Here is a 25,267-nt window from a genome sequence, read left to right on the forward strand (position 1 = left end):
TTATTCGGATTCACTCAGTCTCGCGACAACGCGCTCGCGCGTCGTCGAAATGTCTTAACGGCGCGCGGCCACGCGAACCGGCTTGCTCTCGATCGTCGCTGAGCGAAGACGCACCCGGTTGCGGATGTCGGGCAAAACCTCGCCGCCGCCGGCCGCCTTCCATTCGCTGATCAGCAGTTTGATTTTCCGGCGCAGATCCATCTGCGCCAGGGCGTGCTCGGTGCATTCGCGATCGCGGTTGACGAGGTCGCGCACGGACGCCTCGATACCCGCCATCTCCAGCCTCAAGACACTGATTTTACGTCGAATTTCATTAATTCTGTTGTCCATGGCTTGTTAGAACAAAATAAGAACATATAGTCAAGTCGCGAATTCAGTTTGGAGCGTGGACATGCAGGTTCAGGGTAAATACGACGCCAAGGTTTTTCTCATGGAGCAGATGAGCCGGACGCAGGGATTGAGGCTGAAGCGGCTGAGCGAAGAGGCCTACCAACCCGCGCAATACGATCGGGGGCTGACCTCGGCTGAAGCCGCGCGCCGCATCCAGGTGCTCGAAGCGGAGATCGAGCTGGCGAATTCGTTCTGAGCGCGCGGCCCGCGCATTTGGAACGTTGCGTAACCGATGCGGTTCTCTCTCCCCGGGCCAAGGGAGAGACTTGATGGCACGAAAGGCAAAGAAGCGTCGCTATTCGCGCAGCGCCGGCAGCGATGTCGAGCGCGAGATGCGGCGTTACAAGAAGGGTACCGCGAAGAGCGGACCTGGCGGTCGCGGCGGACGCGTGAAGAGTCGCAAACAGGCGATCGCGATCGGCCTGTCCGAAGCGCGCAAGAAGGGCAAGAAGGTCCCGAAGCGGACGACGGCCAAGAAGGCGACAAAGAAGGCGACAAAGAAAACGGCCAAGAAAAAGTCGAAGCGCAAATCCGCCAAGCGGTAAGACTCACTGGTCTCAGATCATGCTGCCCGGCATGAAGCAGCGGATCGAAATGCCGAAGGCCGTCTTGACCGGCCAGACCATGGTGCGGCCAGCGCGGTTCGGCTCGGTGATGACGGCGTCATCCGGTACATCCACCCATTGTTCGTCAAGGCGCACCCGGTAGTGCCCGTTGTGAGATTCCCAATCGGGATCGGCCACGGCAACGCCATCGGCATCCGAGCAGCACGGGCCGAGATGGCTGCGCAGGCTGTCGAACCAGGGTTTGAGCGGCGAATCGGCGTAGCGGCCGTCGTCGCGCCCCATGGCGCTTCCGGTCCACAGCACCAGCGGCGCCACGAACAGCGCACGCCTCAGCGAGAGCTTCAATCGATCCATATCGGCACCGATCAAAAGCGAACCACCGGCGGGTTCCAGGAAGCAGCCGGACGTCCGAAGTTCCACGCTTGCAAATCACCTCGGCGTTGTCACGCCAAAGCACAACACGCGAATCCAAAGTCTGACGAGCGAACGCGGCTTTTTCGGACGAACCCCGTCATCATTGCTGCCGTTAACGAGAATGTTATCGGTGCCTGTGGGTATCTGGCAAACAGGTACGAAAAAGGCGGCCCGCAGGCCGCCTTTTGAATTTGCCTGGGTACGCTGGGCTTAGGCCAGTGGCACCGCGACGAACCGGGTCGCCTCCGCGCTCTTCACCTGCAACAGCACGCTGTTCTTGCCGGACGATTTGGCCTGCGCCAGCTCGGAGCGGACGTCGCCGACATTGGCGACGGGCTTGCCGCCGACATTGAGGATGACGTCGCCGGTCTGGATGCCGCGCTGCGCTGCCGGCCCCTGCGGATCGACCTCGGTGACGACGACGCCCTTCTGGCCGGCGCCCTGCACGTCACCCGCCGGGGCCAGGCTGAGACCAAGGCGCGGCGTACCGGCGCCTTGCTGAGCCTTGCCGTCATCGCCCTTGCCTTGCGCCTGCCGCTCATTCGGCAACTCGCCGAGTGCGAGCGTCACAGTCTTGCTCTCGCCCTTGTGGAAGACATCGAGCTTCACGGACGTGCCCGGTGCCAACGTGGCAATGGTACGGGCGAGATCGCGGGAGTCCTTGATGGCGGTGCCGTTGACGGCGGTGATGACGTCGCTGGCCTCGATGCCGGCCTTTGCCGCCGGGCTGCCGTCCTGCGGATTGTCGACGATCGCGCCGCGCGCCTCCTTGAGGCCGAGGCTATCGGCGATATCCGATGTCACCGGCTGCACCTGCACGCCAAGCCAGCCTCGGGTCACCGCGCCCTTGTCCTTCAACTGCGCGATGACGAGTTTCGCGGTCGAGGCCGGGATGTCGAAGCCGATGCCGACCGAACCGCCGGAGGGCGAGAAGATCGCGGTGTTCACCCCGATCACGTTGCCGTTCATGTCGAAGGCCGGACCGCCGGAATTGCCCTTGTTGATGGGCGCGTCGATCTGGATGAAGTCGTCATAGGGGCCGTTGCCGATGTCGCGGCCGCTGGCCGAGACAATGCCCGCGGTCACGGTGCCGCCGAGGCCGAAGGGATTGCCGACCGCAACCACCCAGTCGCCGATGCGCGCCTTCTGGTCGGCGAATTTGACGAACGGGAGGTCCTTCTTGCCTTCGACCTTGATCAGCGCGAGATCGGTCTTCGGATCAGTGCCGACCACCTTCGCGGTGTAGACCGTGCCGTCGTCCGTCGTCACCTGCACCGACTGGGCGTGGTCGACGACGTGGTTGTTGGTCACCGCAAAACCGTCAGCAGAGATGAAAAAGCCGGAGCCCTCGCCCGTGATCATCTGGTGGCGCTGGCGCGGCATGCCGTTCCTGCCGCCGGGGAAGCCGAATTCCCGCGAGAACTGGTCGAACGGCGTCTGCTCGTCCGAATCCATCCGGTTCTGTTGCAGCATCGCGCTCTTGTCGTTGTCCTGGTCGATTTTCACCCGCACCGAGATGACGGCGGGTTTGACCTTGGCAACCAGATCGGCGAAGCCCGGCGGCGTCGCGACCACCTCAGCGGCCTGCGCCGGCGTGATGAGGGAGTTCACGCTGAGCGGTGATGAACCGGGAGACGCAGCCAGCACAGCCACGCCCAGCGCGGCCACGGTGCCCAGCAGCGCCAGCCGGCGCGGCCGCAAAATCTTAGCGGACGTGGTGGTGTCGGAATTGACGCGATCGTTCATGTCGAAATGTCCATGTTGGTGAAGGTTGTCGCCCTGCACCCAACATGGGCGTTGCCACCTTACGGTGTCCCGTCCACGCGATTAAATCTTGGCAAAGGTGCTGCGGCCGGCGGCCGCAGGACATTCACGCCGCAGCGGGTCTCTCCGATGCCGCGGAGGCGATCGCGTCTTCTTCGCGTTGCGCATTGCACGCGTCAAAATGCGCTTTTAGCGCGACCTCGGCGAGATGTTCGAAATGTTCGGCTTGGCCGAGGAGTTGCCAGTTCTGGAGCGGCCGGTAGGCCGCCTGCTGGCGACAGAGGGACGCCAGCGCCCGGTAGCGACGTACGTTCTCCATGAGACCCTCCCTCGCGTTCACAGGGCTTATTGCCCTGATTTGCGTCAGGCCGATGGCGGTTGTGCAAAACATTTGTTGCGCGCACAGCGCGCCTGAACGCCGTTAACTTTTGAGAAATGCGCGCGCGCACTTTAGTTCCAGAAGCGCAGGCCTGCACGTGGAACCTGAGGCGTAAGGCATGCACTCTAAGCGTAGAGGCGACGATCCACGTTGACACCGATCAGATCGAGATACCGCTCGATCAGGTCGGGACGGCCGATGAGATAGCCCTGCATTTCCTCGCAGGCTTCGCCCGCACGCCCGGTACAGCCGGCACCACAGCGCCTGCGTTGCGCGAATCATCCGCAATCTAGCGGATGCGCGCGGTCTCGCCGACCCGCACGGCCTGCACGGAATTACCCTGCATTTTCGGAACCCGGCCGGCCTCAGCGGCGATCCGAATGGCAGCGATATTGCCGGCGTAATCGGCGCTGCTCTTGCCGCGAAACACGGCGGAACCCGCGACCAGCGTATCGGCGCCCGCCGCGGCAACGGCGGCGGCATTGTCGCGCGTGATGCCGCCATCGACCTCGAGCCGGATCGGCCGCTCGCCGATCATGGTCCGGATCCGCGCGATCTTCTCAAGCTGGGATTCGAGGAAGGACTGACCGCCGAAGCCCGGATTGACCGTCATCACCAGCACGAGGTCGATACGGTCGAGCACGTATTCGATTGCGCTCTCGGGCGTGGCTGGACACAGGCTGACGCCGGCCATCTTGCCGAGCGCACGGATCGCCTGGAGCGAGCGGTCGAGATGAACACCCGCTTCGGCGTGAACCGTGATGACATCCGCCCCTGCCTTCGCGAACGCCTCGAGATAGGGATCGACCGGCGCGATCATGAGATGCACATCGAACGTCTTCTTTGTTAGCGGCCGGATCGCCTTGATGATGTCGGCGCCAAAACTGATGTTCGGCACAAAGTGCCCGTCCATGACATCGCAATGGATCCAGTCGGCGCCGGCCGCATCGATCGCCGCGATCTCCTCGCCGAGGCGTGCGAAATCCGCCGCCAGGATCGAGGGGGCGATGAGCATTTCTCTGGTCATGGCTTTGCACTCCGCGCATCGGCTCCGCCGCTGAAGACGCGACTCGCCAGGATATCGGCTGGATCGATGGTTTCGAGGTCCGCTACATCGAGCATGCGGTCGAGATCGGACACCAGGCGATCGGCCTGCCGCAGGCGGATGCGATCGACCGCATTGCGGATCGAGCGCGCATTGGAGAAGAACGGCTGGGTCCGGCGCAGCGCGATGTATTTTTCAAAGGCCTCGCGCGCGGCAGTCGAGAAGCGATAGCCGCGCTCCCTGAGCATCAGCTCGGCGATGACGAGCAGCTCGGTTTCCGCATAGTCCGGAAAGTCGATGTGATGGGCGATGCGCGAGCGGAAGCCGGGATTGGAAGCGAAGAAGCTCGTCATGCGCTCGCCATAGCCGGCGAGGATGACGACGAGATCTTCGCGCTGGTTCTCCATCACCTGAAGCAGGATCTCGATCGCCTCCTGGCCGTAGTCGCGCTCATTGTCCGGCCGATGCAGGTAATAGGCCTCGTCGATGAACAGCACACCGCCCATCGCCTTCTTCAGGATCTCCTTCGTCTTCGGCGCGGTGTGGCCGATATACTGGCCGACGAGATCGTCACGCGTCACCGAGATCACCTGCCCGCGCCGCACGAAGCCGAGCCCGTGCAGGATTTTTGCCATGCGCAGCGCCACCGTGGTCTTGCCGGTGCCGGGATTTCCGGTGAACGACATGTGCAGCGTCGGCGGCGTGGAGGCCAGGCCTGCGCGCTGGCGGATGCGCTCGATCAGCAGCAGCGACGCGATTTGGCGTACGCGGTTCTTGACCGGCTTCAGGCCAATCAGCTCCTGCTCGAGCTGTTGCAGCGTGTCGGTGATCCCGGCCGCTTCAGCTTCCTTGCGGAGATCGAAATTGGTCTCGCTGCCTTCGGTGGTCGCGTGGGGCACATCAAGCATCGTCACCTCGAAGAAAAGAGCTTCGCCGCGGGGGAAGCGGCGAAGCAGTGGTCCGCCAAGGATACGGAGCAGGGAGTGCTCCGCGCGGAGAAAAATAGCTATTGCGAAGCGTGGGCCGCCGGCTTGCGTACGGTACTGTACCGAATTGCGCGCCCGCCAACCTCCTGCCGCACCAGCTCAAACTCGGCCTCATGCGGTGGCCGGTTGACGAGGAAGGAGATCCGCACCGACTCCCAGCCATGGCTGGAATCGGTGCCGCTGATGCGGATGTAGCGGTCGCTGTACACCCGGCGGCACTCGGCGAGCTCCATCATCACGCCGGCGGCGTCCTGGAGATCGAACATCGGCAGGCCCCACATCTCCCAATAGGTGTTGCGCGGATGCGGATCGTCGGTGAACTCGATGTTCACCGCCCAGCCATTGGCGAGGCAGTATTGCACCTGCTTGGTGATCTGGTCGTCGGTCAGATCGGGCAGGAAGGAAAAGCAGCCCTGGGTGAGTTTCATGTTGCGTCTCCTCAAACGGTTTCGAGCGCGGTCGGCACGAAGTCCGGCGTGTCGGTGGATTGATAGTTGAAGCTGACGTCCTTCCAGACCTCGAGCGCCGCCTTCAGCGGCGTGCAGGTCTCGGCCGCCCTCGCCAGGATCTCCGGCCCTTCATGGACGTAGTCGCGCCCCTCGTTGCGGGCGAGGATCATCGCCTCCAGCGCCACGCGGTTGGCGATCGCGCCGGCCGCAATGCCCATGGGATGACCGATGGTGCCGCCGCCGAATTGCAGCACGACGTCTTCCCCGAGCAGATCGAGCAGCTGATGCATCTGGCCGGCATGGATGCCGCCGGAAGCGACCGGCATCATCTTGTTGAGGCTCGCCCACGACTGGTCGAAGAACAGGCCATGCTCGAGCTTGGTCGGATTGAAATCCTCGCGGCAGACGTCGTAATAGCCCCGCGTAGTGTTGGGATCGCCTTCGAGCTTGCCGACCACCGTGCCAGCATGGATGTGGTCGACGCCAGCAAGGCGCATCCATTTGGCGATGACGCGGAACGACACGCCGTGACTCTTCTGCCGCGTATAGGTCGAGTGACCGGCACGATGTAGATGCAGGATCATATCATTGCGGCGCGCCCATTTCGCCATCGACTGGATCGCGGTGTAACCGATCACGAGGTCGATCATGACGATGCAGGATCCAAGCTCCTTGGCGAACTCCGCGCGCTCGTACATGTCCTCCATCGTTCCGGCGGTGATGTTCAGGTACGTGCCCTTCACCTCGCCGGAGGCAGCCTGAGCGCGGTTCACGGCCTCCATGCAATAGAGGAAGCGGTCGCGCCAATGCATGAAGGGCTGCGAGTTGATGTTCTCGTCGTCCTTGGTGAAGTCGAGCCCACCCTTCAGCGCCTCGTAGACCACGCGGCCGTAATTGCGGCCCGAGAGCCCGAGCTTCGGCTTGACCGTTGCGCCGAGCAGCGGCCGGCCAAACTTGTCGAGCCGCTCGCGCTCGACCACGATTCCGGTCGCCGGTCCCTGGAACGTCTTCACATACGCGACCGGGAAGCGCATGTCTTCCAGCCGCAGCGCCTTCAATGGCTTGAAGCCGAACACGTTACCAATGATCGAGGCCGAGAGGTTGGCAATCGAGCCCGGCTCGAACAGGTCGAGGTCATAGGCGATGTAGGCGAAATACGAGCCCGGCGTACCCGGCACCGGATCGACGCGATAACACTTCGCGCGATATTTCTCGGCGGCCGTCAGGCGATCGGTCCACACCACCGTCCAGGTCGCGGTCGAGGATTCGCCGGCGACTGCGGCCGACGCCTCGATCGGATCGACGCCCTCCTGCGGTGTCACGCGGAACAGCGCGATGACGTCGGTGTCCTTTGGCACATAGTCGGGCTCCCAATAGCCCATGCGCGCGTATTCCATCACACCCGAGCGATAGCGCTCCTTGCCGCGGACGGTTCCTGCGTGTGCATTCATGACTCTCTCCTGCTCTTCTCTCTCTGAATGATTAGGCGGCGACCGGTTCACGAGCGTCGATGCGCGGATCGAGCTCGCCTGCGCGGTACCGCCGCGCCATCTCGCTCAAGGGAACGACCTTGATCCTGCTGGCGTGGCCTGCGGTGCCGAACTGCTCGAAACGCTCGCGGCAGAGCTCGCGCATCGCGTCCATCGCGGGCTTGAGGAATTTTCGCGGGTCGAACTCGGAGCGCGCCTGCGCAGCCACCTTGCGAAACACCGCGGTCATCGCCAGGCGGCAATCGGTGTCGATATTGACCTTGCGCACGCCGCTCTTGATGCCGCGGACAATTTCTTCCACCGGCACGCCCCAGGTCTGGGGCATCTCGCCGCCAAACGCGTTGAACATGTCCTGGAGCGGCTGCGGCACCGAGGACGAGCCGTGCATCACCAGATGCGTGTTCGGCAGCCGGTGGTGGATCTCCTCGACCACCCGCATCGCCAGGATGTCGCCGTCCGGCTTGCGGCTGAACTTGTAGGCGCCATGCGAGGTGCCCATCGCGATCGCGAGCGCATCGACTTTTGTCGCGCGGACGAAGTCGACGGCTTGGTCGGGATCAGTGAGCAGCTGGTCGTGGCTAACCTCGCCTTCGACACCGTGGCCGTCCTCCTGCTCGCCGCCGCCATGCTCGAGCGAGCCGAGCACGCCGAGTTCGCCTTCGACGGAGGCGCCGACCCAATGCGCGAGATCGACGACGCGGCGGGTAATCGCGACGTTGTAGTCGTAATCGGCCGCGGTCTTGGCGTCGGCCTTGAGCGAGCCGTCCATCATGACCGAGGTAAAGCCGTGGGCGATCGCGGAGGCGCAGGTCGCCTCGTCATTGCCGTGGTCCTGGTGCATGCAGAGCGGAATGTCGGGATAGGTCCGCTCCAGCGCGTCGATCATGTGCGAGAGCATGAGATCGCCGGCATAGCTGCGCGCGCCGCGCGAGGCCTGGATTATGACGGGCGCGTCGACCTCGGCCGCCGCCTGCATGATCGCAATGCCCTGCTCCATGTTGTTGATGTTGAACGCCGGCACGGCGTAACCGTGACTAGCGGCGTGATCCAGCAGTTGCCGAAGGGTGATACGGGCCACGAAGAGTCCTCCTGTTATCGCTTGCCTGCACGGGCGATCGCCCGCCGGGCGGCTTCCGCAATACCTTGCGATGTGATGCCGAATTCGCGGTAGAGCACGGGCGCCGGCGCCGACGCGCCGAAGCCGCGCATGCCGACGAACTCGCCCTCAGTGCCGATCCAGCGCGGCCAGTCGCCGAGCACGGCTGCCTCGACCCCAACGCGCGGCGCGGTGCCGAGCACGGAGGCGCGGTAGTCGTCCGGCTGCTCCTCGAACAGCGCGAAGCAGGGCGCGGAGACCACGGCGGCGCGGATGTGCTCGGTCGCAAGCAGGCGTCCGGCTTCCAGCGCGATTGGGACCTCAGAGCCGGTTGCTATCAGCGTCACGTCGCGGCCGCCGTCCGGCGAGACGATGAGATAGGCACCCCGCGCGACGCGGTTCCTGCCACGCGCATCGCTGCGGAAAGTCGGGAGCGCCTGCCGTGACAAGCACAGCACGGAGGGACGATGCTCGGACTCGAGTGCGCAGTCCCAGGCTTCCAGCGTCTCGACCGCATCGGCTGGACGGAATACAAGCAAGTTCGGAATGACGCGCAGCGCGGCGAGGTGCTCGACCGGCTGGTGCGTCGGGCCATCCTCGCCGAGTCCGATAGAGTCGTGCGTCATCACATGGATGACACGCAGCCGCATCAAAGCCGCAAGACGGATCGCTGGCCGGCTGTAGTCAGAGAAGGCAAGGAAGGTGCCGCCATAGGGAATGAAGCCGGCATGCAGCGCGAGGCCGTTCATCGCGGCCGCCATGCCGTGCTCGCGGATGCCATAGTGGATGTAATCGCCGGCGAAAGCGTCGCGCGTGACGGCGGTTTGCGGCTTGGCATGCGTCAAGTTCGAATGGGTCAGGTCCGCGGAGCCGCCGATCAATCCGGGAATCGTCGCCGCGATGCCATCGAGCACCTGTTGCGAAGCCTGCCGCGTGGCGAGCTTCGGACGCTCGGTGGCAAAGCGCTCGCGCAGTTTCGCCGCGGCTAGCGCATAGGCGCCCGGCAGGGCAACGGCTTTGCCCTCGATGAAGAGGTCGCGCTGCTCGGGCGTCGCGCATTCGTAGCGATCGAGCCAGGCGAGACGATCGACCTGTCCGCGCTGCCCGATCATCCGCCACGCCTTCAGGATCGGGATCGGCACCACGAAGGGCTGATAGTCCCAGCCCAACATCCTGCGCGCAGCGGCCGTGTGCTCGGTGCCGAGCGGCGCGCCGTGCGCCTTCTCGGTGCCCTGCCGGTCGGGAGCGCCATAGCCGATGATGGTGCGGCAGGCGATCAGCGACGGTTTTGTCGTCTCGCGCTCTTCCGCAATCGCCTGCGCGATCGCCTCGGGATCGTGCCCGTCGACACGGCGCACCGACCATCCGGAGGCGGCGAAGCGCGCGAGCTGGTCATCGGAGGTCGCAAGCGAGGTTGGTCCGTCAATAGAAATGCCGTTGTCATCGAACAGGACGATCAGGCGGCCGAGCCCGAGATGGCCGGCAAGCGAGATCGCCTCCTGGCTGATGCCCTCCATCAGGCAACCGTCGCCGGCAATCACGTAGGTGAAGTGATCGACAAGCCCGTCGCCATGCCGCGCGTTGGCCATGCGCTCGGCGAGCGCCATGCCGACCGCGGTCGCGATCCCCTGCCCCAGCGGCCCCGTCGTGGTCTCGACGCCCGGCGTATGGCCATATTCGGGATGGCCCGGCGTCTTCGATCCCCATTGCCGGAACGCCTTGATGTCGTCGAGACTAACGTCGCCGCCAGTGAGATGAAGCAGCGCATAAAGCAACATCGATCCGTGGCCCGCCGAGAGGACAAATCGGTCGCGATCCGGCCAATTCGGATGCGCCGAGTCGAACTTCAGGAAGCGCGAGAACAGCACGGTCGCAACATCGGCCATGCCCATCGGCAGGCCGGGGTGGCCGGACTGCGAGATCTCGATGGCATCGACCGCGAGAAAGCGGACGGCGTTGGCGAGATCGCTATGCGCGACTGCCGTGAGGTCGGCGTCGGCGTGGACGGAGATGTTCATCGGATCCTCCCCTCGTTCACTTCAGGTTTCGCTTGCGCTCGATCAGCTGCATGATCAACGGCGTCAGGATCAGCTGCATCGCCAGGTCCAGCTTCGCGCCGGGACACACGATCGAATTGGCGCGCGACATAAAGCTGTGCGGCAACATCGAGAGCAGATAGGGGAAGTCGATGCCGCGCGGATTCTTGAAGCGGATCACCACCATCGATTCGTCCGGCGTCGGTATCCAGCGCGCGATGAACGGATTTGACGTGTCCACCGTCGGCACGCGCTGGAAGTTGATGTCGGTGTCGGTGAATTGCGGGCAGATGTAGTGGATGTAATCCGGCATCCGCCGCAAAATGGTGTCGGTGACGGCCTCGGTCGAATAGCCGCGCGCGCTGCGGTCGCGGTGCAGCTTCTGGATCCATTCGAGATTGATGACGGGCACGACGCCGATCTTCAGGTCGGCATAGCGCGCGACATTGACCTTATCCGTGACCACGGCGCCGTGCAGGCCCTCGTAGAACAGCAGATCCGAATTTTCGGGCAGCCGCTCCCATTCGGTGAAGGTGCCGGGAGCTGCGCCGTGCAGTGCGGATTCTTCGGCGTCGTGGACGTAATGCCGCGTCACCGCGGTGCCGGTCTCGCCATAGTCGCGGAATGCCCGCTCCAGTTCCTCGAACAGATTGGTCTCGGGACTGAAATGGCTGAAATGCCTGTTGCCGCGCTCGGCCTCCGTGGCCATCTGCGTGCGCATCTCGGTGCGGTCGTAGCGATGGAAGGCGTCGCCTTCGATGTAGACGGCGTTGACCTTCTCGCGGAAGAATATCTGCTCAAAGGTCTTCTTGACCGAGGTGGTGCCGGCGCCGGAGGAGCCGGTGATGGAGATGATCGGATGCTTCCTGGACATGCGCTACTCCCTCACAGCCGGAAGAAGCCACGCCGCGCGAACAGCGGCGCAGAGACGCTGGCGACCAGCAGTGGATCACAGTGCAGTTCCGCGACGCGCCGCACCTCGTTGCTCGAGCCCATGATCAACGGCACGCGCTGGTGCAGGCTGTCAGCGGCAAGGTCGAGGATGCGTTCTCGCCCGGTCGATGCGGAGCCGCCGGCCTGCTCGATGATCATCGCCATCGGGTGCGCCTCGTAGGTCAGCCGCAGTCGGCCATCGCCATAGCCGGGGCGTGCATCGGACGGATAGAGGAAGACGCCTCCGCGGGTGAGGATGCGATAGGCCTCCGCGACCAGCGAACCGATCCAGCGCATGTTGAAATTATGGTTGGCGGGCCCATCGACGCCGGCGAGACATTCATCGACGAAGGCGCGCACCGGCGGGTCCCAATGCCGGCGGTTCGACGCATTGATCGCGAACTCGTCGCAGCCCTCGGAGATCTGCACGCCGCTGCGCGCGAGACGGAAGCAGCCGGCCTTACGGTCGAGCGTGAAGGTGTCGACGCCGTCGCCGAGCGTCAGCACCAGCGAGGTCTGCGGACCGTAGGTGATGAAGCCCGCCGCAAGCTGCGCCGAGCCGCGCTGATGGAAGGCGAGAGCGAGATCATCCGGCGCAGGCAGGATCGAGAAGATCGTGCCGACGGTCATGTTGATATCGATGTTGGAGGAGCCGTCGAGCGGGTCGATCGCGACGCAGATTTTTGCCGCGCGGTCGCCGATCTGGGGCTCGCGCATCTCCTCGGACGCCAGTGCCGCGATCGGCAGCTTGCCGAGACACCGGCGCAGGACCGCATCTGCCTGAACGTCGAGATCGCGCTGAAGATCGCCGTCGCTGTTGCGGCCCGTGGTCAGGCCCGAGGCGTCCGCGAGGTCGCCGGTGCCGATGAGGTCGGCGATCTCGATTGCGGCCGCTGCGATGGCATCGACTGCGGCCGCCACGGCCAGGGCATGCGGCGCCGTCTCGGAATACCGTTGAAGATGCTCGTCCAGCCTGAGTTGCCTGGTCATCTGCGTCCATCCCCTTGGCGGGCGCCGCATCCAGTTCCCTCCCCGGCGGAGGTCGGTGCGGTCGGTCCCAGCACGATGAGATTGACAGGGGCAGCTTAATAAGGAAAATTTCTATTCATAATGAGCGCCAAAGAATTTTCTTATAATGGCCCCGGCCACGCGGCGACCCAGCTCCGGCATCTGACGATCCGGCAGCTGCGTTCGCTTGCGGCGCTGTCGGCCAGGGGCAGCGTCACCGCCGCGTCGACCCAGCTCGGGCTGACGCAACCGGCCGTGACGCAGCAGCTCCGCCAGCTTCAGGACCTTGCGGGTTTGCCGCTGGTGCAGCGGACCGGCGACGGCATGCTGCTGACGGAGGCTGGCAAGGAGGTGCTGGCGCTCGCCGAGCGGGTCGAGGCCGCAATCGCGGACTGCCAGGGCGCGCTCGACCTGCTCGCAGGGAAGACCGGCGGCACCGTGCATCTCGGCGCGGTCTCGACGGCAAAGTATTTCGTGCCGCATGCGATCGCGGCGTTCTCCAAGCGCTCTCCGAAGATCGAGATCAAGCTCACCATCGGCAATCGCGAGGAGATCCGCGAGGCCATGCACGGCTACGAGCTCGATTTCGCCGTGATGGGTCGGCCACCGGCCGATGTCAGCGTCGACGTGCGTCAGCTCGGGCGCAATCCGCACATCATCGTCGCGCGCAAGGGGCACTGGCTGGAGAAGGATTCCGGCCTCAGCCTGACCGATCTCGTGCACGAGACCTTCCTCACCCGGGAGCCGGGATCAGGCACGCGCACGCTGATGGAGGGCATGTTCCAGAAGTCGGATCTCGAGCCGATCATCGGCATGGAGATGAGCAGCAACGAGACCATCAAGCAGGCGGTCATCGCCGGACTCGGCATCGCCTTCATCTCGGCGCACACGGTGGCGCATGAACTCGCCGAAGGCCGGCTGGTCGTGCTCGACGTCGCCGGCCTGCCGATCGTCCGGCAATGGTACGTAATCCGCCGCAGCGACAAGGTGCTGCTGCCGCCGGCGCAAGCGATGTTCGATTTCCTGGGCTCTGAGGGAGCGAACTATCTGCCCGAGGTGCCCGAATTCGGCGGGCGATAGCCCGACAATGTTCAGCCGATCAGCTTCATCGCGACCGTTGCCGCCAGAATGACGATGATCTGAAGCAGGCGCTCTGTCGTAAAGATGCCGTTGAAAGTGATCATCGCTCGCCCCGGGCCGTCGTGAAGGAGATCTGGGCGAGTTGCTATCACACGGGGACACCGGGGTAACTCCGTAGTCGTCCCGGGTCGTGCCTCCGCACCGTTTTCCCGGGACTCGAAATGTTTCGAACGATTCAAATCTGATTTCCCGGAATTGCTGGACGCCCAACGTGTTCATGCACGCAGTGACTTCGCGTGCACGGACGGGCCTTGCCCCGCGTCCGGCCGCATCATTGGGGAATCCGGGCGAGTTTTGAAAAGTAAGGGAGGGCGCGATGAATCGCATCGCCGCCAACGGAGAGCTATTGTCTTCTGCTGGTCGTTTTTCCAATCATCGAGTTCCGGGTCTTACGGGCGTCCTGCTGACCGCACTGATGACCTCAGGCGCATTCCTCGCAAGCCCACAGGCGTTCGCGCAATCCGCGACGGGACAGGGCGCTACGCTTCCCCCCGTCACCGTCACCGCGCCGGCGGCGCAGCGCAGCGCCAATCCGTCTTCGCCCTCGCGTCGGTCGGGTGGCGCGCGGACGCGGCGCACGCAGACGGCGCGGCGGCCGGAGACGGCCGCCGAGCCGAAACCATTCGCGCAGTCGCAGGATGCCCGCACCGGCACAGTCGGCTATTTCGCCAACAGCACCGCGGTCGCCACCAAGAGCAACACCGCGATCGTCAACATCCCACAATCGCTGAGCGTCATCACGCAGCAGCTGATCCGCGACCAGAACTACCAGGGCCTGACCGATGTGACGCGCTACGTGCCCAGCGTCGCCGTCCACCAGGGCGAAGGCAATCGCGACGAGCTCGTCATCCGCGGCGTCGATTCCAGCGCGAATTTCTTCGTCAACGGTTTTCGCGACGACGTCCAGTACTTCCGCGATATGTACAACGCGCAGAGCATCGAGGTGCTGAAAGGCCCGAGCGCGCTGACGTTCGGCCGCGGCGCCGGCGGCGGCCTGCTCAACCGCACCCTCAAGGAAGCCGACGGCACCCGCATCTACGAGGCGACCGCACAGACCGGCTCATGGGGCGACCGGCGCGTCACACTGGATGCCGGACAGGCCATCAACGAGAACGTCGCGGCGCGGCTGAACGTGTTCTACGAGGGCAGCGATGCGTTCCGCGACTTCAACCATCTCGAACGCTACGGCATCAACCCGACCGTCACGCTGAAGCCGGACGACTTCACCAAGGTCAAGCTCTCTTACGAATATTACCACGACGGCCGCACCGCCGATCGCGGCAACCCCTCGCAAGGCCTGCCCGGCAGCGTCACACGGTTCAATCCGACGACGCCGTTTGCGCCGAACGGAAATCTCCAGACCTTCTTCGGCAGCCCGAGCCTCAATACCGCACAGGCAACCGTGCAGACCGGCATGGCGATCGTCGAGCACGATTTCCAGAACGGATTGACAGCGCGCAACGGCACCATCGCGGCCGACTATCAGAAATTCTACCAGAGCGTCTATCCGGTGAACGGCGCGCTTGCGGGCGCGGTCAATCCAGCCGACACCGCGTTCAATCTCGGCGCCTATCAGCACACCACCAACCGCGACAATGTCTTCAACCAGACCGATTTCACCTACAAGGGCTGGACCGGCCCGGTATTCCATACGGTCGGCTTCGGCACCGAGTTCGGCCGCCAGACCGGCGTCGACATCCGGAACACCGGCGTCTTCCCGAACGGCACCAACACCATCGTCCAGAACCCGTTCGCGCCGACCTATTTCGGGCCGGTGACCTTCGTCCACCACCCCTCAGCCGTGAATGCCGACGGCGTAACCACGCCGGACTCCAACAGCAAATACGGGTTGAACATCGAGTCCGGCTATTTGCGCGATACGATCGAGCTGTCGCGATTTCTCCAGGTCATCGCCGGCGCGCGGTTCGACCGCTTCGAGATGTCGGCGCTGGACATGAACACCAACATCAACCGCAACCGCACCGACAATCTGGTGTCGCCGCAGGCGGCCCTGATGGTCAAGCCGATCGAGAGCATGTCGATCTATACCGCCTACAGCATCTCATATTTGCCCGCCTCCGGCGACCAGTTCTCGGCGCTCACTGACGGCACGCTGATCCTCCAGCCACAGAAGTTCGAGAACACCGAGGTCGGGATGAAGTGGAACATCAACCCGAAGCTGCTGTTCTCGACCGCGATCTACAATCTGAACCGCACCAACCAGCCGATCGCCGACGGTAACAATCCCGGCTTCTTCTTTCCGTCCGGCAGCACGCTGACGCGCGGGTTCGAGGCAAGCCTCGTCGGCTACGTTACCGATCAGTGGCAATCCTCGCTCGGCTATGCCTATACCGATGCGAAGATCACCAGCGCGACGTCGGCGACTGTCGTGCCCGGCAACCGCGTTCAGCTCGTGCCGTACAATCAGTTCGCATGGTGGAACAAATATCAGTTCACGCCGATGTGGGCGGCGGCGCTCGGCATCATCTATTTCGGCGATTCCTTTGCCTCGTCCGACGACACGGTAAGGCTGCCGAGCTTCGTGCGCTTCGACGCCGGCGTCTACGCCACGATCGATGCCAACTGGCGCGCGCAGCTGACCGTCGAGAACATCTTCAACAGGGGATATTGGGCATCGGCCGACGGCAACAACAACATCTCGCCCGGCCAGGGCCGCACGGTGCGAGTCCAGGCCAGCTACAGGTTCTGATGGTGGCGCCTGCGGTCACGTTGATGGTTAACAATCAGGCGGCGAGCTGGGCGGTATAGTCCGCCCGGCTGGCGAAATAGCCTTCCAGCTCCGCCAGCGCGCGGGCTTCCCAATCGCTTGCCTGCTCCAGCAGCGACCAGCTCTGGCCCGGTCGGAATGCCGCGGTCTGGCGGTAGAGCGATGCGATACCGCGGTAACGGCGCACATTCTCAAAGATGGCGTGACCGTTCATTTGGCCGTTCATGTCTAAAACTCCCTCGTCCTTCCTGCGAGGGAATTTGCGGCCAAATCTTTTTCGAAAAGTTAGCGTCGCACGCCAAGCGCGCGGATGGTTGCCGGACTGTTGCGCGGGCGCAACGCGCAAACCTCATTTATTGCGGATTCGTTGCCGCGCTATCGCCCGAGGACTTCAGCCCGCCGCGGCTGATGAGCGTGATCGTCTCGCGGCAGAGATCGGCGAGACCGATCAGCAGCACGGCGAGCAGGAAGAAAAGGTTGATGGAATCCGTATAGGCGCTGGTCAACGGGCTGAACTCGAAGAAGGGCGGCATGAACGCCCACCACACCAGCGGAATCACGAGCAGCACGGCGAACACCGCAGCCGGCGCGCCCGCCAGAATTCCGACCAGGAAGATGCTGGGAATGAACGCCGCGAAATAGAGCTTTGCGCCGAGCGCAACGCATACGCCTTGAATGGCGGCCGACGCCGCCACGATTGCAAAGCCGAGCAGAAATGCCTGCCACGACCATGGCCGTACTCGCGGTACGCCAAACAATCCCGCACGCCTCATCAGCCTCCCCCTGCCGCCCGTTAACCGGGCCCGCTTGCGACCAAAGTACAACAGCCGCGCCGAAATCGCGAGGCGGAAATAGCTCGGTCCAGGGCTTCATATCGAAGGCTTGGTTAAGCCGGCCGCAGCGCACAATCGGACCATGCCGCGATCACTCGGTGGCCGCATAGAGCAAGGCCGCGACAGGCATGGCCAGGCCGATGCCTGAGGCGAGCGTCCAGCCGCCTTGCGCGAAGGCCCAGGCGCCGAGCGCAGAGCCGGCAGCGCCGGCGGCGAAGAACGTCGCCATGTAGAGGCCGTTGAGGCGGCTGCGATGCTCGTGCCCGAGCACGAAGATGGCGCGGAAGCCCAGCACGACATTGCCCTGCACGCCGAAATCAATGGCGATCCCAGCCACGACGAGGCAGGCAAGATTGAGCGCCGACCCGGCCGCGCCGATATGCGTCACCAGGAAGCCCACGGCTACGAGCAGCATCGCAACGATGGTGGCGATGCGGCTATGGCCGCGGTCGGCGAGCCGGCCCGCGATCGGCGCCGAGGCCACGCCAGCAACGCCGGCGAGCGCGAACAATGCGATGCCGCGCTGGGTGAAGCCGAATTCGCCGGCGAGTTGAAGCGGCACCACCGTCCAGAACAGCGTGAAGGCACCAAACAGGCCCGCCTGATAGAGCGCGCGACGGCGCAGCAGCGGCGTGGTGCGCGCCAGATGCGGCATCGACATCAGCAGCTCACCATAATGCATGCGCGCGACTGGCTTGCGCTTCGGCAGCGTCATCCAGAGCACAGTTGCAAGCACGATCATCAGCGCGGCGGAGCAGAAGAACACTGCATGCCAGGACAGCGCCGCGGTGACGAAGCTCGACACCGGGCGCGCCAGCATGATGCCGAGCATCAATCCGGTCGAGACGTTGCCGACGACGCGGCCGCGAATGGCTTCCGGCGCAAGATGCGCCGCATAGGGAATGATGATCTGCACCGCCACCGAACCGAGCCCGATGAACAGCGCCGCGATCAGGAATGGCACGGCATGGGTCGCAAATGCGGCGGCGAGCAGGGACGCGGCGCCGAGGGTGATGACGGTGCAGATCAGCGTGCGGTTCTCGACGAGATCGCCGAGCGGCACGATGAACAGCAACCCCGTGCCATAGCCGATTTGCGTCATGGTGACGATCAGCCCTGCCGCAGCATGCGACAGGCCGAGCGCGGCGCTGATCGGGGCGATGAGCGGCTGGGCATAGTAGATGTTGGCGGCGATCATGCCACAAGCCGCCGCCAGCACGAAGGTCAGTCGTTGCGACACCGCATCCGGCTCGGGCGCGGTGTCGATGGTGGCATTCATCGTCATTCCAACTCTCCAGATATAGGAAATGTTCATTTCCTAATTTGACAAATGTTCAAGCGAGCAGCTTCATCGCGACGCCGACCAGGCGCTCGCCGTCGAGCGGCAGCCGCGCCTTGCCGACGACGCGCAGGCCCTGCGTCATGCAGATCATCAGCCGCGCGGTGTCGTCGGCCTCGACATGGCCGGGAATCGAGCCGTCCGCGTGCCCCTCGCGAATGAGGCCGGCGATGAAGGTCTCGTTGGTCCTGAGTTGCGCGGTGACGCGCGCGCGGATCACCGGATCGACCGCGGAGAGCTCGACCGCGCTGCCGACCACGATGCAGCCGCGGCGCCCCTCACTGCCCTGGGAGTGCTCGACGTAGGACAGCAGCATAAGCCGCACCCGCTCGCGGCCATTCGCGCCGCGCACGGCTGCGCTGCGGGTCTGCTCCCGGCGCACCGTGGCGTAGCGCTCGAAGGCGGCGAGGAACACGGCATGTTTGTCGCGAAACGCCTTGTAGACGCTGCCGGTGGCAAGCCGCATCGCGGCAGTCAAATCTCCGATCGAGGTGGCATGATAGCCGCGCTCGCAAAACACCCGGATCGCCCCGTCCAGGGCGGTGTCCATATCGAACTCCCGGGGACGGCCGGGCGAATGGGCAACAGGCTGGGACTGGCGGGCGGCTTTTTGCATTGCGGAATAATAGGGAATGATTGTTTCCTAATCAAGACACCTGGTTGTGATTGGATGGGGAGAGGCGCGGCGGCACGCGCCTCAAGAGCGGCTGTCGCCCCCTGGCGACGGGAGCCGCTCTCTTCCGCGAGACTCCTACGGTGATCGGCACGGGCGTGGGACTATCCTTTCGCAGCACGCTCGTCGTTCGTGTGAGAGATCACGCCTCGGCGTGCACTGACCCGCGCCGGCGCAGACCTACAGGCGGGAACCAAGACCTCCATCAATGCGACGAAACAAAATCTGCCGGGATGAAACCATTTTCTGGCGTTCACGAAGGCGTGGTGAAACCGCCGGCCGTTAGGAAACGGCCATTGGAAGCGACGGGCCAAGGGGCGTTGCATAAACAATGACAATCGCCATGGGGCGAGGGGCGAAGCCATGTCACAGATTCGCAAAGCTTTTTTAGGCGCTGTCGCGACCGCATTGACGCTCGGTGCCGTGCAGTTCGCCTCAGGTCACGACCTTGTAAAACGCGGGCAGGCGGTCTCCGAACAGCCAAGCCACATCGTCAATCGCGCCGGCAAGGCAGACCGTCTTGCCGACCGCAAGCCTTTCGCAGTTCCGACGAAAACGGTTTCTCTGCGCTTGGATGATCTCGCCGATACCTCGGTCTTGCTGCGTATTCCGTCTGCGCAGGCCCGCACCACCAAGCCGCCGACTCTGCCGCGGAATCAGAGCCGCAAGCCGACACTTGCCTGCGAGCCCGTGGTCAGCGCACTCACGGAAGTCGCAAGGCTTCTGCAGCCCGGCCGTTGCGTGACCTGATCGGCTCAATCCTCACCGCTTACGTCGCAGACCGGAACGCAAACGCTACCCAGCCGGCGAAGTTCCTGGTGTTCCTGATCCAGTACACAGGCGATGAGTCGCCACCGAGAACTAGTTAAAAGCAAACCAGGCCTTCGCAACGAACGTCGCGCCGCACCAGTTCGAGACCAGGCCGTCAGGGTTGGTGACGGCATTCACGATGCCGCCCGGGCGCGCATTTGGATCGCCCGTAAAGACAAAGCAGTTCTCCTTCGACAGATTGGTGTCGTAGTAGCGCAGATCGAGATTGAAGGCCTTGTGGGTGAAAGTCACGCCCGCCTGCCAGTTGAGATAGGCGGGTAGCGGGAATCCGCCGAGTTGCGCGGCCTGATTGCCGAACCACGAATAGCCGGCAGCAGCGGTGAACGACACGGCCAAGCTCTGCGGTAGCAGCCGGCCAGGTACATCATAGCCGACGCCGGCCGCAGCATATTGGCTCCAGGCGCCGGTGTTCGAGACGTTAGGAGAATAGGCGTAGCCGGCCGCGACATGGATGTATTCGCCGATGCGACGATCGCCGCGGATAGCCGCTTCCCAATAGTTGATGCCATTGGTCTCGCCGGGAAGCCTTTCACTGGGGTAGGCGAAATAGGTGACGCCAAGATCGAAATCGATGTTTGCGATCTTCGGGCGGACCCCGCCGGCAAACGTGAGCTCGGCGGCCGGCTGGGTCGGTAGCTTGACGGTGGCCACCGTAGTTCCGACGTAGATCGCACCAAATCTTGTTTCGAAGGCGGCGCCAGCCGCGGGCCCATGATCGGAAAGCGTGGTCCCGCGGTAGATGTAGTCGGATGCAACGCCCGCGCGAGCGCTGAATTCGAGTTCGTTTGCTGAGGTTTCACGGTTGGTGTCTGCCGCTGACCATCCGCGGTTGCCAAGACCGATCGCACCGCCTGGACTTGGGGGATTGGCCTGTGCCAGGGCGCCGGTCATTGGTGCAAGGCACAAGCCGACCAGTGCAGCGCATGAGGCATCGGGTAACCGCCGAACCGATGCAAAACCCGGCCACCTCACTGTCGCTATCCTCCAAGAGCCACCGCGATTCCAACCAGCATGCCACCAACAGCCACCATCACAAAGCCAGCGGCCCAAGGCCGCAGCCCGCTCTGAATTCCAAATACGTAACCGCAGCAGAACAGCATCACGATAGCGACGGCGTAGGAGACGCGCAGCGCCACTCTGGCGTCGCTGAGAAATAGAAACGGGATGACCACCGGGAAGGTCGAAAGGAAGCTTAGCAAGCAAAGGCCCAGCGCCCCCGTCCAATCACGTTTCGTCAGTCTCGGGCCGTGGGATGGCTCGGGCAACAGCTGCAACTTCTGCCGCATCGCTTCCAATTGCTGCGCAGGCAAGAACACCGCCAATTCCTCTGGCAGTGCGCCGGCGATGACGCTGCGTACTGTCTCGGAATCCGGCGCTTGCCGCATCGCTTGGAGCATTCGAATCTCGCCTCCCCGGCTGTTGATCCGACCCAATAGATAAAGACCGCCATCAACGATGCCCCAGGCAAGGTTGCAGCCGAGCACACCGATCAACATGGTCTGGAGATTGATGTTGGACCCCGCTGCGATACCCAGCGAGCAGATAAAGGTGAGAGCCATGATCAGGCCGAACAAGGTCTCCGAGATCCGTTCCATCGGATCCAGCACGCTACCGAACAGAGAATCTGAAGCTTCTGACATCTTAGTCGCAAACCTCATGACCAGATGTTCGGGGATCGAGCGGTCTGCACGATGCCGCTGCTGGCGTATTCCTGGAAGGTCGGTGCGGCGTTGCTCGCGCTTCTGTCCATACGGATTCACTCGGATCAGAAATGGCCGGGCAAGTGGTCCTCGATACCAGCTTACCTCCACTCGGCGTGACATCGCGGACTATCTCGGCCTGGCGGTAGAGGCCGTCTCGCGCTCGGCTATCGCATCTGCGCGAGCTCGGTATCGTTCGCTTCATCGAAACAACCAGCGTCACATCCTCCTCATGGACAGGCCGCAACCGGCTGGATTTGACCGCCAGAACTAACGCTGGACGCGACGGATTTCTTCGCGTTTCTCCGGCTTCCCATGAAAAAGGGCCCCGGTTGATGCCGGGGCCCGGGTTCACTGGGAAGATACGAGCTCAATAGCGAGCAGTGACCGGCGCACCGTAACCGCCGAAGCGATAATTGACGCGCAGAGTGATCATATCCACATCCTGGCTGACGCCGTTGCCGAGCAGAGTGATGCGTCCGGGTGTGACCACGCCTGCGAAGGTGGTGTTGTCACGCCCCATCCAAAGATGGTCATACTCGACGCCGACCGACCAGTTCGGCGCGAAGCCATATTCCCAGCCGACGCCCAGGGCACCGCCCCAGCGCGTGTGACCAGCAGAGGCGAGGCCGACTCCAGTGACGTTGTTGAATATATCAAAGCGATTGCGCGTCACCGCAGCGCCACCCTTTACGTAGAAGAGCGACGCGTTCCATGCCCAGCCGAGTTGGGCCGTGAACAGCCCAATGCCATCGATCTTGCCTGTGGTTGAGATCAATGGATCGATCAGGCTGACGCGCGTGTTCTTGATCTCAGCCCAATCGCCCTGCGCTTCCAATCCGAGCACAAACTGATTGGTTTGCCAGCGGTACCCGATCTGTCCGCCCGCCAGACCTCCGGAGCGATCGGCGCAACCACCTGCGAGTGTCCCTGCGGGCGTCAGGAAATCCACGCAACCATGGCTCTGCCCCCAGCCTCCGTTGGCGCCAATGTAGAATCCGCTCCAGTTGTAGATCGCGATCACCGGTGCCGGCGGCGGCGCCTTGACAGCCATATCGGCGGCCATGGCCGGAGCCGCCATGCTCAACGCCGCAAGGCCGATCGCAGCTATCGAAAGCCTTTTCATCATCGTCATGTCCCCTTTGCTTAGCTCTCTTCCGTTCAAAACGTGAGCGCCTATGCAAGCTAGCGTGCATAAGCACCGCGAACATCCATAAGTTTAAGATCAATGCGACCCCAAAGCCCGTATCAAAATGGCAACACTCCAGCGCTATGTAGGTGCACGGTAACGTGCTTATTCTCCATCAGGACCTACATGTCGGTCAGGGTCCCATTGTTCGTCGACAAGCCAGGCTTGGATGCGGGACGACGGAATGAGTTGCCTAGGCGCGTGCGGATTGATCGTGCCCGCAAATACAGCGAGGCCTTCGTCAAGCTTTGCACGAACGAACGCCTTGGCTTCTGCTTCCGTAGCGAATGTCCTTGTTTCTCGAGGACTTCGCTGCTTCGGAAGCGTGCTGCGCTTGCGAACCTCGAAGGTGACGTACCAAGTCGGCGTCATTGCACTCACCAACAAATCACCCCAGCCCCCCGTCGGTCTCCTGTTGTGGTGAGCGCGTCACATAGTCCCTTGATCTGAATCAAGATCGAGCCCGACGTTGCCAGACATCGGACAGGCAAGGAAACCGTCGTTACTTTGAAAGACCCCGCTCAAGCTTTCATTTGAGGAGCGAGTTCGCCCGCCCTGCCCTTGGCCTCTCGTGCCGACGCTGCCGCGTCCACGCAAGCCCGGCTCGCGAAACATGACGACACATGATCGCCCCTCAAGGTCGAGCCGGGATGGCGGACACATACGACAAATCCGAATTTCGGCAGAGTGGGATATTTTGTGAGAAAGGATTGGCGGGCTTGAGGGTGTTTTGCCCGACGGGCGGGTCAACTCAAATCATGTTTGCAAGCGCGTCGAAGAGCGCAAGATTAAGGCTCTTTGTCTCGTTGCAAACGGGGATGGGTTGCGAGGAGAACTTTGCCACACCCATCTCGGCCCCCGGGTCCACATACAGCCATTGCCCGTGAATGCCGAGGGCAAAGAACGCGTTGCTGCCAGCTCGTCTCTGATACCATTTATTTCGATAACGGCCTCCAGGCTGCCATTCGGCGAGCGTGCCTGAACTCCATCGCCCCGAAGGAGCGCCCGTTGCGGTGTCGAGCACCCACTCCTGCGAGACAGTACGGCGTCCGTCGACGACACCGCCCAATCGCATCATCTCGCCGATGCGGACAAGATCGCGCGGGCTCATGCAGATGCCGCCGCCGGATCGGGCCGAGCCGGCAGCATCGACCGTGACATAGGCATCCTGCCTCGCCCCGAGTGGCACTCGCGAGACGGACCTGGCGAGAATAGCGAGTGTTTTGTCCGTCGGGCTACAAGAGCGTCATCCCTTGGCCCGCACCGGTGTCCCATCCGCCATGGTGGTCACGCCCTTCCGCTCCACGATCATCCCATATGCGCGAGGCTGGCGATGAACGTCGAAATTGAACGTCGTGCGCTTATAGGAATTGCAGAGATCGAGATCGCAGCGGGCCAGCGCGATCTCGTCGCCTTTGGTTGTGCATCTCGCCACGATTTCACCGGAGGGCGCGATGATGCAACTGCCTCCGATATGGTCAACGCCCTCCTCGATGCCGGCCTTGGCGACGCCGACCACGAAGGTGCCGTTCTGATAGGCGCCGGCCTGCATGACCAGATGATTGTGGAACAGCGAGAGGTCGTCGTGCTCGGGCGCGGGCGGATTGTGCACCGGCGTGTTGTAGCCGATCATCACCATCTCGGCGCCCTGGAGCCCCATCACCCGATAGGTCTCGCTCCAGCGACGGTCATTGCAGATCGCCATCCCCATCACGCCGCCGAATGCGTTAGTGACACCGAAGCCGCTGCCGGGCTCGAAATAGCGCTTCTCCAGATGCTGAAACTTGCGCCATGGCTCGTGTTCAGTATGGCCGGGCAAATGGACCTTGCGATATCTGGAAACGATCGCGCCGCCTTTGTCGACCAGGATGGAGGTGTTGTAGCGATGGACAATTCCGGCCTCGACCGTCAGCTCGGCATAGCCGAGGTAAAATCCGATGCCGATCTCGCGGGCGAGATCGAACAAGGCTTGCGTCTCGGCCCCTGGCATCTCACGCTCGAAGAAACTGTCGATCTCGGCCTGATCATCAAAATACCAGCGCGGAAAGAACGTGGTCAGCGCCAACTCGGGATAGACGATCAGGTCGCAGCCATTGGCCTTCGCCTGGCGCATCAAGGCCATCAGCCGCACCACGACTCCGGTCCTCGTCTCAGTCCTGGCAATCGGGCCAAGCTGGCCGGCTGCGACATCTACAAATCTCGTCACGCGTCTGTCCCTCGTTCGCTCGATTGCGTCGAGACCGAGCCTATCGCGCGGCACGCCGCGCGCACAGCCTCC

At 63.3% G+C, this 25,267-nt stretch carries 27 protein-coding genes; 6 read left to right on the forward strand and 21 right to left on the reverse strand.

The window, feature by feature from the left end; translation table 11 throughout:
• Window positions 1–54: 54 nt before the first annotated feature.
• Complete coding sequence (locus tag ACPPVR_RS32825) at window positions 55–276, reverse strand: hypothetical protein (protein ID WP_426610666.1); 222 nt, start codon at window positions 274–276, stop codon at window positions 55–57.
• 115 nt (window positions 277–391) lie between these two features.
• Between ACPPVR_RS32825 and ACPPVR_RS32830 the strand changes: the two genes are divergently transcribed.
• On the forward strand, window positions 392–586 hold the full coding sequence (locus ACPPVR_RS32830; RefSeq protein ID WP_426610667.1) for a DUF3072 domain-containing protein: 195 nt from the start codon (window positions 392–394) through the stop codon (window positions 584–586).
• A 73-nt stretch (window positions 587–659) separates the two neighbouring features.
• Entirely contained in the window at window positions 660–935 is a 276-nt protein-coding gene (locus ACPPVR_RS32835; protein ID WP_426610668.1) for a DUF6496 domain-containing protein, read from the forward strand.
• 12 nt (window positions 936–947) lie between these two features.
• Here the strand turns inward: ACPPVR_RS32835 and ACPPVR_RS32840 are convergent, their stop codons facing one another.
• The 11 genes from ACPPVR_RS32840 to ACPPVR_RS32890 all read right to left on the reverse strand — a co-directional run bounded on the left by ACPPVR_RS32840 (window position 948) and on the right by ACPPVR_RS32890 (window position 12,538).
• Window positions 948–1,310, reverse strand: a complete 363-nt coding sequence (locus ACPPVR_RS32840) for a hypothetical protein (protein WP_426616231.1) — start codon at window positions 1,308–1,310, stop codon at window positions 948–950.
• 270 nt (window positions 1,311–1,580) lie between these two features.
• A complete protein-coding gene (locus ACPPVR_RS32845; protein WP_426610669.1) occupies window positions 1,581–3,116 on the reverse strand; it encodes a Do family serine endopeptidase in 1,536 nt (511 codons plus the stop codon).
• A 124-nt stretch (window positions 3,117–3,240) separates the two neighbouring features.
• Window positions 3,241–3,453 carry a hypothetical protein gene (locus ACPPVR_RS32850; protein ID WP_426610670.1) on the reverse strand — a complete coding sequence of 71 codons (213 nt, stop codon included), beginning with the start codon at window positions 3,451–3,453 and terminating at the stop codon, window positions 3,241–3,243.
• A gap of 349 nt (window positions 3,454–3,802) precedes the next feature.
• Window positions 3,803–4,540 carry a ribulose-phosphate 3-epimerase gene (gene rpe, locus ACPPVR_RS32855; protein WP_426610671.1) on the reverse strand — a complete coding sequence of 246 codons (738 nt, stop codon included), beginning with the start codon at window positions 4,538–4,540 and terminating at the stop codon, window positions 3,803–3,805.
• Window positions 4,537–5,466: a CbbX protein gene (cbbX, locus tag ACPPVR_RS32860; protein ID WP_426610672.1), complete on the reverse strand. Its 930-nt coding sequence runs from the start codon at window positions 5,464–5,466 to the stop codon at window positions 4,537–4,539. The genes rpe and cbbX overlap by 4 nt, the downstream gene beginning before the upstream one ends.
• A gap of 98 nt (window positions 5,467–5,564) precedes the next feature.
• Complete coding sequence (locus ACPPVR_RS32865; protein WP_426610673.1) at window positions 5,565–5,972, reverse strand: ribulose bisphosphate carboxylase small subunit; 408 nt, start codon at window positions 5,970–5,972, stop codon at window positions 5,565–5,567.
• An 11-nt stretch (window positions 5,973–5,983) separates the two neighbouring features.
• Window positions 5,984–7,444: a form I ribulose bisphosphate carboxylase large subunit gene (locus ACPPVR_RS32870; protein ID WP_045003026.1), complete on the reverse strand. Its 1,461-nt coding sequence runs from the start codon at window positions 7,442–7,444 to the stop codon at window positions 5,984–5,986.
• Window positions 7,445–7,475: 31 nt separating this feature from the next.
• Window positions 7,476–8,561, reverse strand: coding sequence for a class II fructose-bisphosphate aldolase (fba, locus tag ACPPVR_RS32875; protein WP_426610674.1), 1,086 nt, complete (start codon window positions 8,559–8,561; stop codon window positions 7,476–7,478).
• Window positions 8,562–8,575: 14 nt separating this feature from the next.
• Window positions 8,576–10,597: a transketolase gene (gene tkt, locus ACPPVR_RS32880; protein WP_426610675.1), complete on the reverse strand. Its 2,022-nt coding sequence runs from the start codon at window positions 10,595–10,597 to the stop codon at window positions 8,576–8,578.
• A 16-nt stretch (window positions 10,598–10,613) separates the two neighbouring features.
• On the reverse strand, window positions 10,614–11,489 hold the full coding sequence (locus tag ACPPVR_RS32885; protein ID WP_426610676.1) for a phosphoribulokinase: 876 nt from the start codon (window positions 11,487–11,489) through the stop codon (window positions 10,614–10,616).
• A gap of 11 nt (window positions 11,490–11,500) precedes the next feature.
• Window positions 11,501–12,538, reverse strand: a complete 1,038-nt coding sequence (locus ACPPVR_RS32890; protein ID WP_426610677.1) for a class 1 fructose-bisphosphatase — start codon at window positions 12,536–12,538, stop codon at window positions 11,501–11,503.
• 120 nt (window positions 12,539–12,658) lie between these two features.
• Here ACPPVR_RS32890 and ACPPVR_RS32895 point away from each other — a divergent pair, with 120 nt between their 5' ends.
• Together ACPPVR_RS32895 and ACPPVR_RS32900 are read left to right on the forward strand one after the other, a co-directional pair.
• Complete coding sequence (locus tag ACPPVR_RS32895; RefSeq protein WP_426610678.1) at window positions 12,659–13,636, forward strand: LysR family transcriptional regulator; 978 nt, start codon at window positions 12,659–12,661, stop codon at window positions 13,634–13,636.
• A 376-nt stretch (window positions 13,637–14,012) separates the two neighbouring features.
• Complete coding sequence (locus ACPPVR_RS32900) at window positions 14,013–16,406, forward strand: TonB-dependent receptor (RefSeq protein WP_426610679.1); 2,394 nt, start codon at window positions 14,013–14,015, stop codon at window positions 16,404–16,406.
• Between the two features lie 34 nt (window positions 16,407–16,440).
• Here ACPPVR_RS32900 and ACPPVR_RS32905 read toward each other — a convergent pair whose 3' ends face one another.
• From ACPPVR_RS32905 to ACPPVR_RS32920, 4 genes are all read right to left on the reverse strand, one after another.
• A complete protein-coding gene (locus ACPPVR_RS32905; protein ID WP_426610680.1) occupies window positions 16,441–16,650 on the reverse strand; it encodes a hypothetical protein in 210 nt (69 codons plus the stop codon).
• A 127-nt stretch (window positions 16,651–16,777) separates the two neighbouring features.
• Complete coding sequence (locus ACPPVR_RS32910) at window positions 16,778–17,197, reverse strand: DUF4118 domain-containing protein (protein WP_426610681.1); 420 nt, start codon at window positions 17,195–17,197, stop codon at window positions 16,778–16,780.
• Between the two features lie 151 nt (window positions 17,198–17,348).
• Window positions 17,349–18,542 carry an MFS transporter gene (locus ACPPVR_RS32915; RefSeq protein WP_426610682.1) on the reverse strand — a complete coding sequence of 398 codons (1,194 nt, stop codon included), beginning with the start codon at window positions 18,540–18,542 and terminating at the stop codon, window positions 17,349–17,351.
• A gap of 49 nt (window positions 18,543–18,591) precedes the next feature.
• Window positions 18,592–19,146 carry a TetR/AcrR family transcriptional regulator gene (locus ACPPVR_RS32920; protein WP_426610683.1) on the reverse strand — a complete coding sequence of 185 codons (555 nt, stop codon included), beginning with the start codon at window positions 19,144–19,146 and terminating at the stop codon, window positions 18,592–18,594.
• Window positions 19,147–19,632: 486 nt separating this feature from the next.
• Between ACPPVR_RS32920 and ACPPVR_RS32925 the strand changes: the two genes are divergently transcribed.
• Window positions 19,633–20,019: a hypothetical protein gene (locus ACPPVR_RS32925; protein ID WP_426610684.1), complete on the forward strand. Its 387-nt coding sequence runs from the start codon at window positions 19,633–19,635 to the stop codon at window positions 20,017–20,019.
• Window positions 20,020–20,130: 111 nt separating this feature from the next.
• Here ACPPVR_RS32925 and ACPPVR_RS32930 read toward each other — a convergent pair whose 3' ends face one another.
• Together ACPPVR_RS32930 and ACPPVR_RS32935 are read right to left on the reverse strand one after the other, a co-directional pair.
• Complete coding sequence (locus tag ACPPVR_RS32930; protein WP_426610685.1) at window positions 20,131–20,991, reverse strand: TorF family putative porin; 861 nt, start codon at window positions 20,989–20,991, stop codon at window positions 20,131–20,133.
• Window positions 20,992–21,077: 86 nt separating this feature from the next.
• Complete coding sequence (locus ACPPVR_RS32935; RefSeq protein ID WP_426610686.1) at window positions 21,078–21,740, reverse strand: VIT1/CCC1 transporter family protein; 663 nt, start codon at window positions 21,738–21,740, stop codon at window positions 21,078–21,080.
• Window positions 21,741–21,756: 16 nt separating this feature from the next.
• On the opposite strand from ACPPVR_RS32935, the gene ACPPVR_RS32940 reads away from it, so the two are divergent.
• Complete coding sequence (locus ACPPVR_RS32940; RefSeq protein WP_426610687.1) at window positions 21,757–22,074, forward strand: hypothetical protein; 318 nt, start codon at window positions 21,757–21,759, stop codon at window positions 22,072–22,074.
• 96 nt (window positions 22,075–22,170) lie between these two features.
• On the opposite strand, the gene ACPPVR_RS32945 is transcribed toward ACPPVR_RS32940, so the two are convergent.
• The 3 genes from ACPPVR_RS32945 to ACPPVR_RS32955 all read right to left on the reverse strand — a co-directional run bounded on the left by ACPPVR_RS32945 (window position 22,171) and on the right by ACPPVR_RS32955 (window position 25,195).
• A complete protein-coding gene (locus ACPPVR_RS32945; protein ID WP_426616232.1) occupies window positions 22,171–22,926 on the reverse strand; it encodes an outer membrane protein in 756 nt (251 codons plus the stop codon).
• Between the two features lie 814 nt (window positions 22,927–23,740).
• The gene (locus ACPPVR_RS32950) at window positions 23,741–24,100 is read right to left on the reverse strand and encodes a hypothetical protein (RefSeq protein ID WP_426610688.1); all 360 of its coding nucleotides are present in this window, start codon (window positions 24,098–24,100) and stop codon (window positions 23,741–23,743) included.
• 135 nt (window positions 24,101–24,235) lie between these two features.
• Window positions 24,236–25,195 carry an N-carbamoyl-D-amino-acid hydrolase gene (locus ACPPVR_RS32955; RefSeq protein WP_426610689.1) on the reverse strand — a complete coding sequence of 320 codons (960 nt, stop codon included), beginning with the start codon at window positions 25,193–25,195 and terminating at the stop codon, window positions 24,236–24,238.
• Window positions 25,196–25,267: the final 72 nt, after the last annotated feature.

Origin of the sequence: Bradyrhizobium sp. McL0616 (assembly GCF_049993385.1) — a bacterium.
Taxonomy (GTDB): domain Bacteria; phylum Pseudomonadota; class Alphaproteobacteria; order Rhizobiales; family Xanthobacteraceae; genus Bradyrhizobium.